At 71.7% G+C, this 17,374-nt stretch carries 11 protein-coding genes; 3 read left to right on the plus strand and 8 right to left on the minus strand.

Annotated elements, in window-relative coordinates; translation table 11 throughout:
- Positions 1-24: 24 nt before the first annotated feature.
- The 6 genes from ABZT18_RS00270 to ABZT18_RS00295 all read right to left on the minus strand — a co-directional run bounded on the left by ABZT18_RS00270 (position 25) and on the right by ABZT18_RS00295 (position 11,030).
- Complete coding sequence (locus ABZT18_RS00270; RefSeq protein ID WP_354993531.1) at positions 25-2,208, minus strand: NHLP family bacteriocin export ABC transporter peptidase/permease/ATPase subunit; 2,184 nt, start codon at positions 2,206-2,208, stop codon at positions 25-27.
- On the minus strand, positions 2,205-3,014 hold the full coding sequence (locus tag ABZT18_RS00275) for a hypothetical protein (protein ID WP_354993530.1): 810 nt from the start codon (positions 3,012-3,014) through the stop codon (positions 2,205-2,207). Before ABZT18_RS00275 ends, ABZT18_RS00270 begins: the two co-directional genes overlap by 4 nt.
- Positions 3,011-4,474: a SagB family peptide dehydrogenase gene (locus tag ABZT18_RS00280; protein ID WP_354993529.1), complete on the minus strand. Its 1,464-nt coding sequence runs from the start codon at positions 4,472-4,474 to the stop codon at positions 3,011-3,013. Before ABZT18_RS00280 ends, ABZT18_RS00275 begins: the two co-directional genes overlap by 4 nt.
- 81 nt (positions 4,475-4,555) lie before the next feature.
- Positions 4,556-6,832, minus strand: a complete 2,277-nt coding sequence (locus tag ABZT18_RS00285) for a TOMM precursor leader peptide-binding protein (protein ID WP_354993528.1) — start codon at positions 6,830-6,832, stop codon at positions 4,556-4,558.
- A 150-nt stretch (positions 6,833-6,982) separates the two neighbouring features.
- A complete protein-coding gene (locus ABZT18_RS00290) occupies positions 6,983-8,008 on the minus strand; it encodes a hypothetical protein (protein ID WP_354993527.1) in 1,026 nt (341 codons plus the stop codon).
- Positions 8,009-8,159: 151 nt separating this feature from the next.
- The gene (locus tag ABZT18_RS00295) at positions 8,160-11,030 is read right to left on the minus strand and encodes an AAA family ATPase (RefSeq protein WP_354993526.1); all 2,871 of its coding nucleotides are present in this window, start codon (positions 11,028-11,030) and stop codon (positions 8,160-8,162) included.
- Between the two features lie 599 nt (positions 11,031-11,629).
- Between ABZT18_RS00295 and ABZT18_RS00300 the strand changes: the two genes are divergently transcribed.
- The 3 genes from ABZT18_RS00300 to ABZT18_RS00310 all read left to right on the plus strand — a co-directional run bounded on the left by ABZT18_RS00300 (position 11,630) and on the right by ABZT18_RS00310 (position 14,779).
- Positions 11,630-12,304: a cytidylate kinase family protein gene (locus tag ABZT18_RS00300; RefSeq protein WP_354993611.1), complete on the plus strand. Its 675-nt coding sequence runs from the start codon at positions 11,630-11,632 to the stop codon at positions 12,302-12,304.
- A 54-nt stretch (positions 12,305-12,358) separates the two neighbouring features.
- On the plus strand, positions 12,359-12,856 hold the full coding sequence (locus tag ABZT18_RS00305) for a polyketide cyclase (protein ID WP_354993525.1): 498 nt from the start codon (positions 12,359-12,361) through the stop codon (positions 12,854-12,856).
- A gap of 75 nt (positions 12,857-12,931) precedes the next feature.
- Positions 12,932-14,779: a glycoside hydrolase family 15 protein gene (locus ABZT18_RS00310; RefSeq protein WP_354993524.1), complete on the plus strand. Its 1,848-nt coding sequence runs from the start codon at positions 12,932-12,934 to the stop codon at positions 14,777-14,779.
- 86 nt (positions 14,780-14,865) lie between these two features.
- Here the strand turns inward: ABZT18_RS00310 and ABZT18_RS00315 are convergent, their stop codons facing one another.
- Both ABZT18_RS00315 and ABZT18_RS00320 read right to left on the minus strand, forming a co-directional pair.
- On the minus strand, positions 14,866-16,524 hold the full coding sequence (locus tag ABZT18_RS00315) for a thiamine pyrophosphate-binding protein (RefSeq protein ID WP_355250032.1): 1,659 nt from the start codon (positions 16,522-16,524) through the stop codon (positions 14,866-14,868).
- 13 nt (positions 16,525-16,537) lie between these two features.
- Complete coding sequence (locus tag ABZT18_RS00320; RefSeq protein WP_355250035.1) at positions 16,538-17,299, minus strand: cyclase family protein; 762 nt, start codon at positions 17,297-17,299, stop codon at positions 16,538-16,540.
- Between the last annotated feature and the right edge of the window lie 75 nt (positions 17,300-17,374).

Consider the following 17,374-nt stretch of genomic DNA (forward strand, 5'->3'; position numbering starts at 1 on the left):
CAGCGTCTCCTCGGATCGTCGTGGTCAGTGGTCCCGGACCAGGCGCGCGTACACCCCGTCCCGGGCGACCAGTTGCTCGTGGGTGCCGCGCTCCACCTCCCGACCGCCGTCCAGCACGACGATCAGGTCGCAGTCGCGGACCGTGGACAGGCGGTGAGCCACGATCAGGCAGGTCGCCCCCCGCCGACGCAGGTGCAGGTCGATCCGGCGTTCGGTTTCGGCGTCCAGCGCGCTGGTGGCTTCGTCCAGCACCAGCACCCGGGGGTTGCGGATAAGTGCTCGGGCGATCTCGAGCCGCTGCCGCTGTCCACCGGAAAAGTTGCGGGCGTTCTCCCGTACCGGGCTACCCAGGCCGCCCGGACGGGCCGCGACCTCGTCGTAGAGGCACGCATCGGTCAGCGCGGTGACGATGTCCTCGTCCGCGACCGTCAGGTCCCACATGGTGACGTTGTCCCGGACCGTCCCCTCGAACAGCCGCTGGTCCTGGTCCACCATGGCGACGGTGGCCGCCCAGAGGCCGTCGTCGGCCGCCGGCCGCTCAAGGCCGTCCACGGTGACCCGGCCCGTCCATGGACGGTAGAGCCCGGCGACCAGCCGGCCCACCGTCGACTTGCCACTGCCCGACCGCCCGACGAGCGCCACCCGGGCACCCGGCGGCAGGTCCAGGCTGAAGTTCTCCAGCAGTGGACGGCCCAGCGGGTTGTAGCCGAAGGTGACCTCCTCGATGCGCAGGTGCCCCTCCATCGGTGTCAACAGGCGGGCGGGTCGGTCCTCGGTCGACGGCAGTGGGTACCGCTCCACGTCGCGCAGCCGGTTCAGGTCGGCGCTCATGTCCTGCAGCCGCGAGCCCAGCGCGGTCAGATTGCCCAACGGTCGGTTCATCGCGACGGCCAGGCTCTGCATGCCGACCAGCACGCCGACGCTCATCGCCTCCGCCATGACCTGCCGGCTGCCCAACCCCAGCAGCACCGCGGTGGTCCCCGAGGCGAGGAACGCCGGCAGGACGGAGAGCACCGCCGTGGGCACCCCCAGCCGCTGCTGCCGGGTGGCGACGGTGGCGTGGCGCGCCGCGAACCGGGCCACGGCGCGTTCCTCCTCGCCGCCGGCCTTCACCGTCTCGATCATCTGGACCGTGGTGTAGACGGTTGTCACCAGCTTGCTGCGATCCGCCTGGAGGCCGGCGACGGCGATCGACCGGGTCGAGGCGACGTAGCGGAGCACGCTGACGTTCAGCCCGGCGAGGACCACCGCGCACAGTCCGAGCAGCAGGTCGTACTGGCAGAGCAGTGCCCCGTACGCCAGCACAAGGCCGGTGTCCACCACGGTGGTGGCCGCCCGGCGGGTGAGCACCTCGGCGACCACCTCGTTGCCGCGGACCCGCTGGCTGAGGTCGGCAGCCTGCCGCTGGTCGAAGAAGGTCGGCGGCAGCCGCAGCAGATGTCGGAAGAACCTGGCGGCGCTGCTGAGGGCGAGCGCCGTCTCCGCGCGTACGGTCAGGCGTTGCTGGAGCAGGCTGGCCAGGAACGTCAGCACGGTGGCCACCGCCACCGCCACCACCAGGCCGGCGAACGCGGCCCGATCCTCCTGTAGCAGCACCCGGTCGACGAAGACCTGGGCCATCACCGGGATGGTCAGACCGACCACGGCGATCAGCAGGCCGAGCAGCAGCATCTGCGCGATCGCCGAGCCCGGGCCGCGCCACCGCTCGGCCAGCGCCCGGACCAGCCGGTAGCGGGTACCGCCCGGCCGGAACTCCGGGCCGGGCTCCATGGTGAGCACGATGCCGGTGAAGGCGCCGTCGAACTCCTCCCAGCTGACCGCGCGGGGACCGGTGGCCGGATCGTTGATGAAGACCTTGCGACCGAGCCCTTCCAGCACCACGAAGTGCTCGAACCGCCAGAACAGCACCGCCGGCAGCGCCACGGTGGCCAGGCCGCCCAGGTCCATCTGGAATCCCTTGGCCACCATTCCGTACCGGCGGGCGCCCTTGAGCACGGTGGCCGCGGTGGAGCCGTCCCGGCTCACTCCGCACACCCGGCGCAACTCCTCCAGGGGCACGTGTCGACCATGGTGGGCGAGCAGGATGCCGAGCGCGGCGGCACCGCACTCCACCGCCTCCATCTGGATCAGGGTGGGCGTGCGGACTCGCCGCCGCCGGATCCTGGGAAGTTCCGGCGCGCCGCTGGCGGCGGTCGTCGACGCGCTCATCGCCGCAGCAACCAGTCGATCGGGTGTTCCCGGTCCACCGTGAACCAGGCGGTGACCTCGCTGGCCGAGTTGAGCTGGAACGGCGGCGGGGACTTGGTCCAGCGCAGGCCGCCCGGGGCGGCCGGGTCGGGCACCAGGGCGACCGTCACGCGGACCACGCTGCCGCGGGCGAGCAGCCGCCGGACGTCCGGCCCGGTGCCCAGGAAGGCGCGCAGCGAGGCCTCGGTCTCCGGGAACGCGCCGACCGTGGTCACCTGGCCGGCCAGGGTGCCGAACACGTTGCGCGGCGCGGCTGCGGCGGCCACCTCGACGGACACGCCGGGTTGCAGCAGCGGCGCGGCGACGGCGGGGGCGTAGACGACGGCCTGCAACGCGTCCCCGGCGGTGTCGAGCCGTTCCAGGTCGGCCAGGTGCGTGCCCGGGGTGACGATCTCGCCCTCCGAGACCAGCCAGGCGACGACGTACGCGTCACCCGGCGCAGTCTCCACCCGCACCTTGCCGTCCGCCGTACGCAGGCTGTAGAGGGGAGTGCCCTTCGGCACCCGCTGGTGCGGTGACGCCCACACCTTGGTGACCTGACCGCTCTCGAGCGCGTCGAGGGCGGAGATCCCGTTGGAGTGGATCAGAACCCCGGCCGCCTCGACGGTCCGGGGTACCACCGTGCGCACCGACCAGACACCCGCGGCGACCACGACGATGACCAGCGCGGTGGTGGCCAGCCAGTTCGGCACCGTGGTCAGTCGGACCGCCCGGTCCAGTTGCTCGGGCGCCTCCAACTGGCGCAGCGCCTGCCGCCGGAACTTCATGGCCGGCCCTCCGCTCCGGCCGAGCCGGCGGCGCGGCGCGAGCCGAGCAGGAAGTCGGCCACGCTCGGCTCGACCAGCGGGTCGAGCCCGGACAACTCGGCGAAGGCCTGGGAGTCCCCGGCGCCGAGGGCGCACGGTGCCAGCCCCATGGCGGTGGCGACGAGATACATCTGCTGGGTCAGCACACCCGCGTCCTTGAGAATCATGGCGTAGCTCATCCCTTCGTACTTCCACATCAGCCGCTGGACCCGGGCGGTGACCACCAGGACCATCTGCGGCGACCGAGGCATGGCGCCGGCCGCCCGGGCGTACGCCAGCAGCCGGTCGGCGGCCGGTCCCCAGCCGGCGACCGGTTCCAACCGGTGCCCGACCGCGTCGTAGTGGTAGAGCCCTGGATCAAGCCCGGCGCAGCGCGCGACCAGTGGATAGATCTCCAGCTCGTAGACCCCGCCGCCGCCCGGGTAGGGCCGGTGGCCGACCTCCTGCCCGCCGGCCTCGCCGACGGCGATGGTGTGCTGCGACCGGTGCAGGAATTCCGCCAGCCGCTCCAGGGGCAGCGGCGCGGCGTCGTCGTGTTCGCGCACGCTGCGCCGGTCCGAGACGACCTGACTGAACGCGGGATCCGCCTTCGCGATCGTCGCCAGGTCCGGCAGCGGCAACTCGACCGCCCGGCCCCCGTCGAACGGGCGGCGCAGCGGTTGCGGGGCGAAGCGCTCCCGCATCCGGTAGGTGCCGCCCACCGGCAGCGCGTGTCGGCCGGCCCGGGAGCGGTGGTGCAGCCACAGTTCCTCCGGCGACCAGTAGGCCAACGGCGCGTCGTCGCACTCCGCCTCGAACTCGGCGTCGGTGACCAGGATCCGGGCGGTGGCCAACTCGTCGAGCACCCGGCCGGCGGCCTCCGGCGGCACACCGAGCGTGCGGGCCACCGTGTCGGGACCGATGCCCGGCACGGCGGCGGCCAGCACCGCGCCGAGGGCGGCGTCGGCGCAGCCGACGGCGAGGGTGCTCAGCGGCGATGCGGCCACCAGCATGCCCCGTTCGTGCTGAAGGATGGCGAAGCGGGAGAGCCGGTAGCGAACCCCGGGTGTGTGCAGGCGGCTCTCCGGCAGACTGCCCCGACCCAGGCCGGTGGGCACCAGGTCGAGCAGCGCCCGGTCGTCGACCTGGACACGGCGCTCCAGCCAGGAGTGGGCGAGCAGCCGACGCAGCAGCAACTGCGCGGGCAGCACGCGACTCTCCCCCTCCAGGCCGCTGATCAGCCGGCCGACCTCGACGTCGCTGACCCAGTCGGCGGCGAGCCGCAGCAGCAGCGCCCGCCGGCCCATGCCCGGTTGCTCCAGGGTGAGTTGGAAGCGGGTCTGCCGCAGGGTCAGCGAGCCGTCCTCACCGAGCCGCAGTTCCGCGTCACGGCGCAGCCGGTACGACTCCTGAATCGGCGGACCGCCGACGGAGCCGCTCACGACGACCGCCAGCCGACCGGGTCCACCACGGTGGTCATCCCCACATCCCTCCCACGTCCCCGGTAGGCCCGGGAGCGCCGGCTAGAAGAAGACGTTCAGCGGATTGGCCGACGTCTCGTCGACGGCCAGCGGGCCCCGGCCGAGGCGGGCCGGCACGTCCCACAGCCGGCCGGGACCGAGCCGGCGCCAGAAGTGCCGCAGGCCCGGCACGACGACTTTCACCACCGCCAGGTCGACATCCGGGCGGGACTGGTCGACGACGATCACCTCCAGGCCGGCCCGCTCCGCCCGGCGTACGCAACGACGCACGTCATCCCCGACATCGCCGGTGGTCAGCGCCGGGTGGTCCGCTGCGGTGCGCGGCGGCCGGGTGGGGTCCGGGGACAGCCAGGGCTGGTCGGCCACGCGCACGGTGCCGAACCAGCGTGCGGTGTCCGGATCGTCGACGCCGTACCGGTTGCGTGCGGAGGTGGGTCCGGGAACGGCGGGCAGGAACTGGTTCACCTCGGTGAGCGCCCGGGTCAGCGCGACCCGCGCGTCCAGGTGCGCGCCGAAGCCGACCAGGACGTCCTCCGGCCCTCGGTCGACCCGCCGGGACACCGCGGCGAACGTGGGTACGCCGAGGTCGGCGGTCAGGTCGAGAGCCCACAGCTCACGGCCCAGCGCGGTGGCGTGATGGTCGACGCATGCGGCGGTCCACGGGTCGGCGAACGAGGCGAGGTCCACCCCGGGCATCCGGGAGCGGTGGTACCACCACAGGGCCACGCTGTCGCGCTCCACGAGTTCGCAGAAGCCCTGCAGGATCGCCTCGGACAGGTTGCCGCCGGCCGCGCAGCCGTTCGAGTCGGCCGAGCACACTCCCAGCCCGGTCAGCTCCGGATGCCCGTACCAGCAGTACGCGGCGGGCAACTCGCGCGGTGTCTGCCGGGTCAGCGACCAACCCGTGGTCCAGTCCAGCTCCACCTCGTCGGGCAGCGGGCGGGGAATGCGGTGCAGGTGGCCCAGGTCGCCGTTGAGCCGGGACCGGTCGGCGTACTGACGTTCCGAGAACAGCAGCAACTCCCGCAGGTGTACCGCCCGGTCCGGACCGAGCTGCCGGTAGCTCGCCCGGTGCACGGGGCGGTCGCCGCGCCACACCCCGCAGTAGCGCTCCACCGCCTCCCCGATCGCACTCATCCGGGCCTGCAGGTCGGTCCGGCCCTTGCCGCCGCTCTGCCCGCGCAGGTTGCGGCGCAACCCGGCGAGCTGGCGGGGTTGGGCGAAGTTGTGCCCGGCCGAGTAGGTGTGGGTGACGCCGTTGTCGGTCGCCTCCAGCGAGGTCAGCCGGCTCACCACGCCCAGATACCGGCTGACGTGGTGAACGAGCGCGGCGTACGCCTCGGCGGGTTCCCGGGTGCGGGAGTCCCCGGCCCGACTGGGCTGGGCGCCGCTCGGTGGCAAATCGATCCGTGGCTCGGCCTTGCGGACGAGGTCCGGGTCGCCGCAGGCGGGGCACTGCGGCTGGCGTACCAACTGGTGGCTCTCCGTGCTCAGGTCCCGGGTGTCCAGGGCGACCATCCGGCCGGTGAGGCGGGGTGACGTGCCCCGTACGGCCAGCACGGCGAGTTCGGCGGCGAGCAGCCCGGCGGCCATGGTGGCCAGTCCGGGCAGGACCGCCCGGCCGGGCTGCGGCAGCGGATCCGCCAGGTCCTGCCCGTCGAGAAAGGCGTTCACCTGCTCGTTCTCCTGCCAGCGTTGCCGCAGGCAGACCCAGCAGCCGGTGCTGCCCGGCACCAGGTGCGGGCCGAGGAAGACGACGTTGCCGTGTGGCCGGGCCAGGGTCCACGCGCGACCGGCAGCCAGCTGGCGGTCGTTGATCAAGGCCAGCCGAGGGTCGAGCATCGACGACGGCAGCACCAGCACCTGGGCGGTGCCCGGGTCGGGGTCCGTTGCCTCCGGCCCGACCACTGTCGCGGCGAGCCCGAGGGCGCGCAGCGCGTCGGCGGTCTCGGCCACCCGGGGCGCCCCGAGGTCCACGATGGTGACCCTTCCCCCGGCCATCCACCGCTGCCCGGCCTCGGGCGGGACACCCCGGGCGTCCCAGCCGGCGGCCTCGGCTGGCGAGGTGTGCGCCGGCCCGGACACCAGCAGGCCGTGGTCGCGCAGCCGGGCGAGGGCGGCGCCGACGGCGGCGACCGGGTGCCGGGTGGCCAGCCGGGCCACCACGTCGGCCAGCGGCGCGGCGCCGTCGAGCTGGTCGGCCAGGTCCGCGGCGACCGGGTCGTCGATGAGCAGGCTGCGGGTCTCCCCCAGCACCACGAGCGGGCCGTCGGGCAGCCGCACCGGCACGTAGTCCGATCGGAAGCGCGGACGCCACATGGTTCCTCCTCCCGAGCCTGGTGCCGGACCGCGGCACCACCGGCCCCGCCCTGATCACGACTGCTGCCATCGTCGCGGTCCGGGGCGTCCGATCCGATTGATGCCACCGGTTTCTGCCGTCGGGGGCGCCGTGGACGATCGGTGACCGGGTCAGCTGACGGTGACGGTCAGCGCGGTGTCGTTGAGCCCCAGCACCGATGTGCCGGCGGTCTGCGCCGGTACGAGCAGCAGGAAGGTCTCCACCCGGGTGACCCGGATCGACTTTCCACTGATCGCCGTGCGATGACCGGTGGCAATCAGGTCCGGGCTCTGCGGCACCATCTGGACGGTGGCCGGGCCGCCGGGCGCCGGACGCAGCGTGTCGGTGGCATGGAGCGTCAAGAAGGTCAGCGTGCCGGTCGGCACCGCGACCGCGCAGTCGGACCACTCCGCCCGGTCCATCGTCCGCTGCGCCGCCGCGCCGACACCGGCGAGCTGCTGCCCGTAGACCTCCCAACCGCCGGCGAACTGGCCATCGAGCAGCGGGCTCGACGCGACGAGGGTCTGATTGCCCGTCGTGGACCCGATGCTGCGGGCGAACACCTCGGCGGCGAGTGCCCGACGGCTGGTCTCGTCCAGGGCGGTGCCGCCCGCCGTGGCCGGCCGGCCGTCGAGGCTCCGGGCGACCACCAGCGACGGTTGCGTGACCTGGACGTTGTGGCTGAGCTTCCACTGGCCGTCGGCACCGAGCAGGAACTGGCTGACGTCGGTGGGAGCCAGCTCCGAGCCGGTCAGCCTGAGGGTGGCCGTGGCGAGGAAGCAGGCCGGGTCGCCGGGCGGCACCGCGAAGGCCGGGTTGATGTGCTGGAAGGACGGTTGCGCACGCTGGTTGTAGGCGGCCCGGCGTACTGCGGCGATGCTCAGGTCCAGCGAGGGCGAAACCTCCTGGACCCGCAGCGCCTCGACGTCACCGGCCACCGAGGCGGCCGAGTCAGCCTGGTCGAAGGCGGTGAGCACCAGCGCGGCCCGGTCCCGACCGAAAGTGGCCGAACCCTGGGGCGCCGGGGTGGCCGCGTCCACCGGCTCGCCACCACAGCCGGTGAGCACGAGCAGCGCCACCGCGGCGGCGGCGAACGGCATCGCCGGCACGCCGGCGGCGGGGGTACGCGGGCTCCTGACGGATCTTTCGCCCAGCATCTCGTCCTCCATCCGCCACCGGTCCACGGGAATCGGGCCCGATGCAGTCGAGTATGTGAGCGGTTGTCGTGCCAGACCGGTGGCGGCGCGGCCTCGTGCTGCCCGGCCTGTCGGCGTTGCACCAAACGACGTCATCCGCCCTGGAACGCGGTCACCGATCGGTGTCATCGAGCCGAGCGACCCAGGCGACCAGACCCGACCGGGAAGCGACGCCCGCCTTGCGGTAGATGCGGGTCAGGTGCGCCTCCACCGTGCGGGGGCTGATGTTCAGCTGCCGCCCGATCAGTCGGCTGGTGGCCCCGGTCGTCGCCAACCGCGCGATGTGCCATTCCCGGTCGGTCAGGGCGGCGACCTCGCGCGGGCCGACCGGACGGGCCAGTCGCAGGCTGACTCGTTCCGTCCCGCACCACCCGGCCAGCTCCAGCGCCCGGCGGCGGGCACGCGCCGCCGGGACGGCCTGGTCCGCGGCTTCGGCCGCCCGGGCCAGGGAGGCCAACGCAAGGCTGCGCCGTAGGACCATCCCACCGGCGCGGAACAGGTCGGCCGCCGTCTCCAGGTGCAGCAGCGCCGCCGGGACCTCGCCACGGGCGAGCAACACCTCGCCGTACGCCGACTCGGCGAAGCCCCGCTGCCCGGGGAGACCGACCTGATCCGCCTCGGCCATTGCCAGCCGCGCCTGCCGCTCGGCGTCGACCACCTCGCCCGCGGCGAGCGCGGCAGCGCAGAGCAGCTCGTACCACATGGGCCGGAGGGTGGTCTGGAAGCGGCTCAGCCGGCTGTCGCCGCCGGCTGAGCGCACCAGCTCGGTACAGGTCGCCGGATCTCCGGACAGCAGAGCCGCAGTCGCCAGCGCCGTCGCGGCGGTACGACCGCACCAGGTGGCGAGGTCGGGGGCGATTCCCACGGCGCTGCGGGCCAGCGCCACCGCCCGGTCGTCGTCCCGAAGGCCACCACGCCACGCCGTCGCCTCCGCCTCGAACGCCAGGGCGAAGCTCAGCAGGTGGCGGCTGCCGATGCGCCGGGCGACGATGCCCGCCTCGGTGGCCAATCCGATGGCGGTGGTCAGCTGGCCGCCGTAGTAGGCCACCTGACTGCGACCGAGCAGCAGCTCGCACAATCCGTCGTCGCGGTGCGAGGCGCGGACGAGCGTGAGCCCTCGGTCGAGGTGCCGCACCGCGTCGGCCTGCCGTTCGAGGTACAGCTCACTCAGGCCGAGCGCGGTGAGGCAGTCGGGGTGGTCCCGCACGTCCCGGTCCGGCAGTGAGTCGACGATCCGGACGCCGGCATCGAGCAGGCCCCGGGCGTCGTCGAGTGCGCCGTCGTGCGCGGCGGCCAGACTGCGGACGGCGAGCAGGCCGGCCCGGTCCGCGCCGAAGCCGCCGAGATCTCCGGTGAGCCCGTCGGGCACGGGGCGGCCGGCCAGGATGCCGGCGACGCCGATCTCGGTGGCGAGTCGGTAGCCGGGGGTGGGCCCGGCACCGACTGGCAGGGCGGCCAACTCGCGCCGGCTGATAGCCGCCGCCTCCGCGTAGTTACCGAGCAGGCGTTCCACCCGCGCCCAGAGAGCTACCGCTTGGGCCCGTCGTCCCTCCGGGTCGGCGGGGAACAGCGGCACGATCTCCTGGAGCAGGGCCCTGCTCTCGGCCAGGTCGCCCGCCTCCCCGGTGATCTGGGCCAGCGCGAGTGACACGTCCTGGCGACGCTGCGTCGAACCGGCCGTCGGCCGCAGCGCACGCAGCGCCAGCCGCAACCAGCGGATGGCCAGGTCCGGTGTCTCGCGCCGGATCTCCTGCGCGGCTCGGCAGAGCACGTCGACGCAGCGGTCGGCCCAACGGCCGTTCGGCAGGGCGAGCAGGCGCTCCGCGTAGCGGGCTCGATCCGCAGGTGGCGCGCCCAGATCGACCAGCGCGTTAAGGGCCCGCGCACACGCCTCCACCTGCCACTCCGGGTCGGTGTCCTGGGCGACCGCCATCCGCAGCACCGGGTGCCGGAAGGCGAACCGTCCAGTGCCGGGGACGCGGCGGATCAGGTCAAGCCGGGCCAACCGCCAGGCCGCCTCGACTGCCAGTGACGTCGGGACCTGCGCAACCTCGGCGAGCAGGTCCGCGCGGAAGGGCGCATCGAGGATCGCCCCGGCCCGCAGGCAGGCCAGCTCGACGGACGGCAGACCCGTCCACTCGCGGCGCAGGACGGTCACCGCCGCATCGGACAGCCGGGCGCCCTGTGGTTCACGGGTCGGGTCGGCGCTGTGCGAGGTGGGGTCGCCCGGCAGCGCCGCCAGGTAACCGGGGTTGCCGCCGGTCAGGTCGTACCGGGCGCGCAGCTCCACCTGGTCGACGTGGGGGTGCAGAAGCGCGACCTCAGTGAGGCTGAGAGGGCGGAGCTCGATCCGATCGTGTGACGTCGGTGCCGCATCGGCGGGTTCGTCGGGGTCCGGTGGACCGAACGGCATCGGGGTCGCCATCTGCCGCGGGCGGTAGACGAGCACGAGCAGCAGCGGGGCGGGCACCGGATACCGCAGTAGGTGGGCGATCAGACCGGTGGACGAGTCATCCGCCCAGTGCAGATCGTCGAGGATCAGCACCAGACCATCCCGGGCTGCCAGACCGATCAGCCGCCGGGCCAACTGGTAGGTCCGGAACCGCCGGGCATCCGACGCCCGCGCCGGCGCCGGTGGCACCGCGGCGGCGGACTCCGCCCAGGTCTCTCCGGTGGATTGCGCGGCACGCAGCCCGCGTCGGAGTGGCTGACCCCCCGTGAAGGCGTGCCGAAACACATGGAAGGGGACTCCTCGCTCGTCCGGCGCGCAGGTCCCGACGGCCCAGGGGACGGTGGGGACGCACAACTCCAGGGCCTCGCGGACGAACCGGGTCTTGCCAACGCCCGGCTCCCCGACCACCTCGCAAACCATCTGCCGGCCACGGCTCAGCAGGGCCGCCTGGGCTCTCCCGATACGCGCCAACTGTGGTCGCCGCCCGACGAATCGCGGGCTCGTCGACGCACTTTCCAGCCCAGGTGTCATCACGCAGACCAGACGCCTTCCGGCACACTCAAAGGGATTGGTCGCACTATACCGGAGCACCGTCCAATGTCGAATTGGCGATGTGACCAGCTCTTATTTCACCAGGCAGCATCGGGGCAGGTTCTTTTACCACATCGCATCACAACCGCATAAAGGGACCGGTCACCAGAAGGGCGGAACGATATCCCTGAAACCCAATAAATCACCCATGACCTACCGCGCCAAGACGGACGCCGGCGAGGTCGATGCCACGGGCGGGCTCCAGCCTGGCCACCTGGAGATTCATTGGAGGGTCGCGCCCACCCTGATATCACCACGATCATGACGGCCTATACCGAACCACCCGAAGCAGTCATATTTCTACCCTGCCTTCGACTTTGCCGCTCAGAACTCGTACGACAAGCCGCCCCCAAAGGTGTCGACGGCGACAAATGACCGGGAGTCGGTCTGGCGAAACAGCCCGTCTCACCGGCACGCTTGACACCGGCGAGAAAGTGCTTCGACGACAACTGCTGCAACGCACTCAATCCGGCAAACCCGTATGTCGTTTAAGGTCGCCCGACCGCGGCGACCTTCGCGAGAATAGGACGGGGCAGGACATGGACCAAGGCACCCGCGACGAGGTGCTCGACCGCCTCGCTGAGGCAGTCGCGTCCGTCACAGTCGCACACCCGACGCGGGTTGCCATCGACGGACCGCCCGCCGCCGGCAAGACCACCCTCGCCGACGAACTGGCCGACGTCTTGCGGACACAGGGCCGCAACGTCATCCGCGCGACGATCGACGATTTCCTCTTCCCCCGGGCACAGCGCTATCCGCGCGGCGAGTACTCGGCCGAAGGTTGCTACTTCGACACCCACGACTACGACGCGCTCAACCGGGTTCTGCTCGATCCGCTCGGTCCGGGCGGAGACCGACGCTTCCAACCCGCGGTCTACGACCGCACCACAGATGCGGTGCTGTCCCTGCCGGTCACAACTGCCCCCGCCGACGCCGTGCTGGTCTTCGACGGCGTCTTCCTCATGCGCCCGGAACTGGTTGACCGGTGGGACCTGCGCATCTTCGTGTCGACCGCGCTCGAAAAGACCGTCGATCGTGCCGTGATCCGCGAGCGCCGGGTGTCATCTCGGGTCGACGTCGAACGGCGCTGGCACGAGCGTTACATCCCCTCCCAACAGTTCTACTTCGCCACGGTCCGCCCGACCGATCACGTCGACATCATCGTGCACAACGACGAACCCCAGCAGCCGGTCTGGGAGACCCGAACACGCTGATCCGGATGTCGTGCGGCGGTGGAAGATGAATGCGTGATCGGTGACAGGTGGGGCGTGACGGACGGCGAGACATCCCGCTCCTATCCGTGCGATGACTTCGTCGTGTCACCCGCTCTCAAGGCTTGGCGGGGGGTACGCGTTGAGGCGCCCGCCGCAGCGGTGTGGCCATGGGTTGCCCAAGTGAGAATCGCGCCGTACGCGTACGACTGGATCGACAACCTCGGCCGCCGCTCACCTCCACAGCTGCTGGAGCTGCCCCCGCCTCAAGTCGGAGAAGCATTCACTACAGCGGGCGGGCGGAAGTTGGGCAGGATCGTCTCGGTCGACCTCGGACAACAGCTCACGGGCAGCATCATGGGTGCCTTCATGTCCTACGTGCTTGTGCCCCAGGAACACGACACCACGCGCTTGCTGCTCAAGGTCGTCATGCGGACCAGCCGCTGGACCGCCCTCGGGCTGTCGGTCGGCGACCTGGTCATGGCTCGACGGCAGTTACTCAACCTGAAGCAACTCGCCGAGCGCCACCACCGGGGCACGCGACAGGGTGGCTGAGCGCGAATCCCACCTAACTCGACAATTCTTCCCCTAGGTTCGATGCGCAGGAGGCAGCCGAAACCGGGGAGAGACGTGGACAGCTATCCGCCGATCGAGGATCACGGACTCATCGGCGACCTGCAGACTGCCGCGCTGGTGACGTGCGACGGGACGGTCGACTGGTTCTGTGCGCCGCGCTTCGACTCGCCGAGCATCTTCGCCGCGCTGCTCGACAAGGAGAAGGGCGGCTATTTCCGTATCGTGCCGCACGACGTGCGGTACGTCACCAAACAGCTCTACCTCCCCGGCACACCCATCCTGATCACCCGGTTCATCAGCGCGGACGGCGTGGCCGAGGTGATGGACTTCATGCCGGTCACCGGCGAGCGGGCCACCGACGCGCACCGCCTGGTCCGCCTCGTCACCATGGTCCGCGGCAGCATGCGCTTCAAGGTGGAGTGCCGGCCCCGGTTCGACTACGCCCGCGAAGAGCATCAACTGGAGCGCCACCGCAACGGCTACGTCTTCCGCAGCCGGTCGGCGACGATGACGTTCAACCCGGTCGACCCGGTGCGACAGTTGATCTCCGAGCGCGGCGACGTCCGCCTTGAGGGCGGCGACCTGGTCGCGTACGGCACCTTCAACGAGGGTGACATCGGCGGGGTGGTCCTGGAGACAGCAGGCACAGAGCCACGGATCATCTCGCAGGAAGAGGTCCAGGGGATGTTCGAGTGGACCCGGGACTACTGGCGTCGCTGGCTTGAACGCTCCCGCTACACCGGCCGCTGGCGGGAGATGGTCGAGCGCTCCGCCATCACGCTGAAACTCATGACGTACGCGCCGACCGGTGCGATGATCGCCGCGCCCACTGCCGCGCTGCCCGAGCTGGTCGGCGGCACCCGCAACTGGGATTACCGCTACACCTGGGTACGGGACACGTCGTTCTCGGTGCACGCGCTGCTCGGCCTCGGCTTCACCGAGGAGGTCAGCCGGTACATGAACTGGCTGGACGAGCGGATCCGCGAGGCGGGCGACCTCCAGGATCCGCTGAAGATCATGTACCGGGTGGACGGCTCCTCCGACCTGCACGAAGAGGTTCTCGACCACCTGGAGGGCTACCGCGGCTCGCGGCCGGTGCGGATCGGCAACGGCGCCGCCGACCAGGTCCAGCTCGACATCCACGGCGAGGCGCTCTACGCCATGCATCTCGCTGACGAGCAGGGCATCCGCGTCTCGCACCAGGTGTGGAAGAGCACCGTCCGGCTTGTCGACTGGGTCTGCGGCCACTGGGACCAGGCCGACGCCGGCATCTGGGAGAGCCGCCACCACCCCCGTAACTACACCTTCGGGCGGGTGATGTCCTGGGTCGCGCTGGACCGGGCCATCCGTCTCGCTCTTCGGACCGGCCGGCCCGGGGACATCCCCCGCTGGACCGAGCAACGCAACAGCATCTACAACCAGGTCATGGCCCGTGGATACGACCGGGGTCGCGGCACCTTCGTGCAGGCGTACGACGAGAGCGTGCTGGACGCGGCGTTGCTCTCCATGCCGGCATTCGGTTTCGTCACGCCGAGTGACCCACTGTGGCAGTCCACCCTGCACGCGATCGAGCGTGAGTTGGTCTCCGACAGCCTCGTCCACCGGTACGACCCGGTCCACTCCCCCGACGGTCTCCCTGGCCACGAGGGCACGTTCAACATGTGCACCTTCTGGTACGTCGAGGCTCTGGCACGGTCCGGCCGCCTCGACGACGCCCGGCTCACGTTCGAGAAGATGTTCACCTTCAGCAACCACCTAGGCCTCTATGCCGAGGAGATCGCCGCGACCGGGGAGCAGATCGGCAACTACCCCCAGGCGTTCAGCCACCTCTCGCTGATCAACTCAGCGCTGGCGCTCAACGATCTGCTCGACGCCGAGGCCGACGCCCGGCGCCGCCGCTAGCTCCACCTCGTCGATCCAGGGCATATCGCTGCTAGTGGATCTCGAATCACGACGATATGCCCTAGATCGACGGTGCTGGCGCGGGCTCAGTGGCCGCGAAACGCCTCTTCCAGCCACCATGAGCCGCGCGCGCCGCAGACCTTGGCGTCGACCACCAGCGGCCGGGTACGGGGACCAGCGAGCCAGCGGCGTACCGGCCCGAGATCGTCGACGGTCCGGACGGTCAACCCGTCGCAGCCGTAACCACGGGCGATCGCGGCCAGGTCGGTCTCGGGGAAGGTGACCGTCTCCAACGGGTGCCCGTCCGGGCCGAAGTGGTGCACCTCGGCGCCGTACGCCGCGTCGTCGTAGATCACCACGAGCAGGGGTAGCGCCAGCCGGACGGCGGTGACCAGCTCGGTCGCGGACATGACGAAGCCACCGTCGCCGACCGCGGCGACGGTGAGCCGGTCCGGCCGGGCGACCGCCGCGCCGAGCGCACTGGCCAGGCCGAGCCCGACCGACTGGAACGCCTGGGTGAAACAGAATCCGGCCACGTCCGGCACGTCGAGCCACATCGACGGGTAGCCCATGAAGTTGCCGGAGTCGACCACCACCGTCCGGTCGGGCGGCAGCAGGTCGTCCAGGACAGCCGAGAGCGTCCTCGGGTCGATCGTCGCCGGGGCGCCGGGGCGCGCCGACCCACTCTCGTCCCGATACGGGACAGTCCGCCACCGGCCGTGGTCGCGAATCCGTTGTGCCAGCTCCGGCGTACGCCAGCCGCCGGTCCCGGCCTCCACGGGCCCCGCGGGGCCGGCCCCCAGCCGACCGAGCACCGCCTCGGCGACCGCCGCCACCTCGCCGGCCACCGTCAGGTCAACCGGGCGGTTCACCCCGAACGCGGCCGGGTCGTGGTCTACCTGGACGACGACGGCGGAGGGCGGGATCAGTTCGCCGTGCCGGGTGGTCCACATGTTCAGCGTGCTGCCCCACGCGACGACCAGGTCCGCCTCGCCGATCAGCTCGGCGGCGAGCGGGGTGGCGAAGCCCCCGGCCACGTCGATGTTCCACGGGTTCCCGGCGAACAGTCCCTTCGCCGCGGCCGAGACCGCGAGCAGCGCGCCGCACGCGTCGGCGAGCCGGGTCAGCGGTTCCCGGGCCGCGCGGGCGCCCCGACCCGCGATGAAGACCGGTCGACGTGCGGCCTGGAGCGCGGCCAGCAACGGCTCGACCTGCGGGGCGGTGGCCGGGGGCGGCGCGACCGCGGGGACCGGGCCGGACCACGGTTCGGTCTCTGTCTGCTGCACCTCCAACGGGAGGCCCAGCACTACCGTCGCGCCCCGGGCGGCGGCCCGGTACGCCGCGCCCGCGTCCTCGGCCGCGTGCGTCGCGCGTACCCGATGGAAGTCGGCCCCGACCGAGGCGGCGAGCGCCGGCAGGTCGATGAAGAAGTTCGACCGCGGCGCGGTCGCCTCCGGGGCCAGGACCACCATCGGGGTACGGCTCTTCGCGGCCTCGGTGAGGCCGGTCAGCGCGTTGGTGACGCCCGGACCCTGGTGCACCGAGAGCAGGCCCACCGTCCCGGAGGTGCGGGCGTACCCGTCCGCCATGCTCGCCGCACCGCCCTCGTGGGCCGCCGCCACGAACCGGGCGCCGGCCGCCACAAGCGCGTTCGTGACATGGAAGTTGCCGCTGCCGACCACCCCGAAGACGTACCGTGCGCCGTGTCCGTACAGAACCCGCCCGACCACCTCGGCTACCCGCATCGGTGGCCCGGTCCTACCGTTCGACAAGCGCCAGGACCCGGCACGGGCTGCCGGACCCGGAGACGATCGGCAGTGGTCCGGCGATCACCACCGCGCCGGTCGCCGGCAACTGCGCCAGGTTACGTAGCTGGGTCAGGCCGTACTTGTCCTGGCCGAGTAGGAACGAGTGGCACGGGAACGGCGGGTCGAACGAATGCGCGGCGCCCGCGTCGGTGCCGACCGTCTCCACCCCGACGCCCTGAATCGGCGACTCCTCGGCCAGCCAGCGGGCGCACTCGACGGAAATGCCCGGGGTACGCCCGGCGTTGGCGTACCGCTCCGGGTCGTCGCCGTACGCGTCCCAGCCGGTGCGGTAGAGCAGCCAGCCACCGGTGGGCAGGGCACCGTGTTCCGCCTCCCAGGCCTTGATGTGCGCGACCTCAAGCAGGAAGTCAGGGTCGTCAGCGGCCTCGGCGGAGTGGTCGATCACCACCGCCGGGGCGATCAACTGGCTCACCGGAACCTGCGACACGTCCGCGCCCTGTTGACCGGAGACCCAGTGCACCGGGGCGTCGAAGTGGGTGCCGGTGTGCTCGCCGGTGGAGAAATTGTTCCAATACCAGGCCGGACCGCGATCGTCGTACCGGCTGATCTCGCTGAGCCGGAACGGCCAGGTCTGGCCGAACTGCTCGGGCAGACCCAGGATCGGAGTCTGGTCCGACAGCGGAGCGGTGAGGTCGACAACCTGGATCCGGCCGCTGGAAAGAGCGGCGACAAACTCCTGCAGCACCGTCATGCGGCGACGGTACACCGCGCCTCTGCTCCACGATGGACCCTCGAACAGGGGGTGTCAGCGGCGCTACCCGGGCCC

The sequence above is a fragment of the Micromonospora sp. NPDC005291 genome (assembly GCF_040607415.1).
Classification (GTDB): Bacteria; Actinomycetota; Actinomycetes; order Mycobacteriales; family Micromonosporaceae; genus Micromonospora.

What these genes read in the sequence shown, in the direction of transcription:
- ABZT18_RS00285 (WP_354993528.1), bottom strand. Translation starts at nt 6,832, where the DNA reads ATGTGGCGTCCGCGCTTCCGATCGGACTACGTGCCGGTGCGGCTGCCC.
- ABZT18_RS00315 (WP_355250032.1), bottom strand. Translation starts at nt 16,524, where the DNA reads ATGCGGGTAGCCGAGGTGGTCGGGCGGGTTCTGTACGGACACGGCGCA.
- ABZT18_RS00290 (WP_354993527.1), bottom strand. Translation starts at nt 8,008, where the DNA reads ATGCTGGGCGAAAGATCCGTCAGGAGCCCGCGTACCCCCGCCGCCGGC.
- ABZT18_RS00275 (WP_354993530.1), bottom strand. Translation starts at nt 3,014, where the DNA reads ATGAAGTTCCGGCGGCAGGCGCTGCGCCAGTTGGAGGCGCCCGAGCAA.
- ABZT18_RS00270 (WP_354993531.1), bottom strand. Translation starts at nt 2,208, where the DNA reads ATGAGCGCGTCGACGACCGCCGCCAGCGGCGCGCCGGAACTTCCCAGG.
- ABZT18_RS00320 (WP_355250035.1), bottom strand. Translation starts at nt 17,299, where the DNA reads ATGACGGTGCTGCAGGAGTTTGTCGCCGCTCTTTCCAGCGGCCGGATC.
- ABZT18_RS00295 (WP_354993526.1), bottom strand. Translation starts at nt 11,030, where the DNA reads ATGACACCTGGGCTGGAAAGTGCGTCGACGAGCCCGCGATTCGTCGGG.
- ABZT18_RS00300 (WP_354993611.1), top strand. Translation starts at nt 11,630, where the DNA reads ATGGACCAAGGCACCCGCGACGAGGTGCTCGACCGCCTCGCTGAGGCA.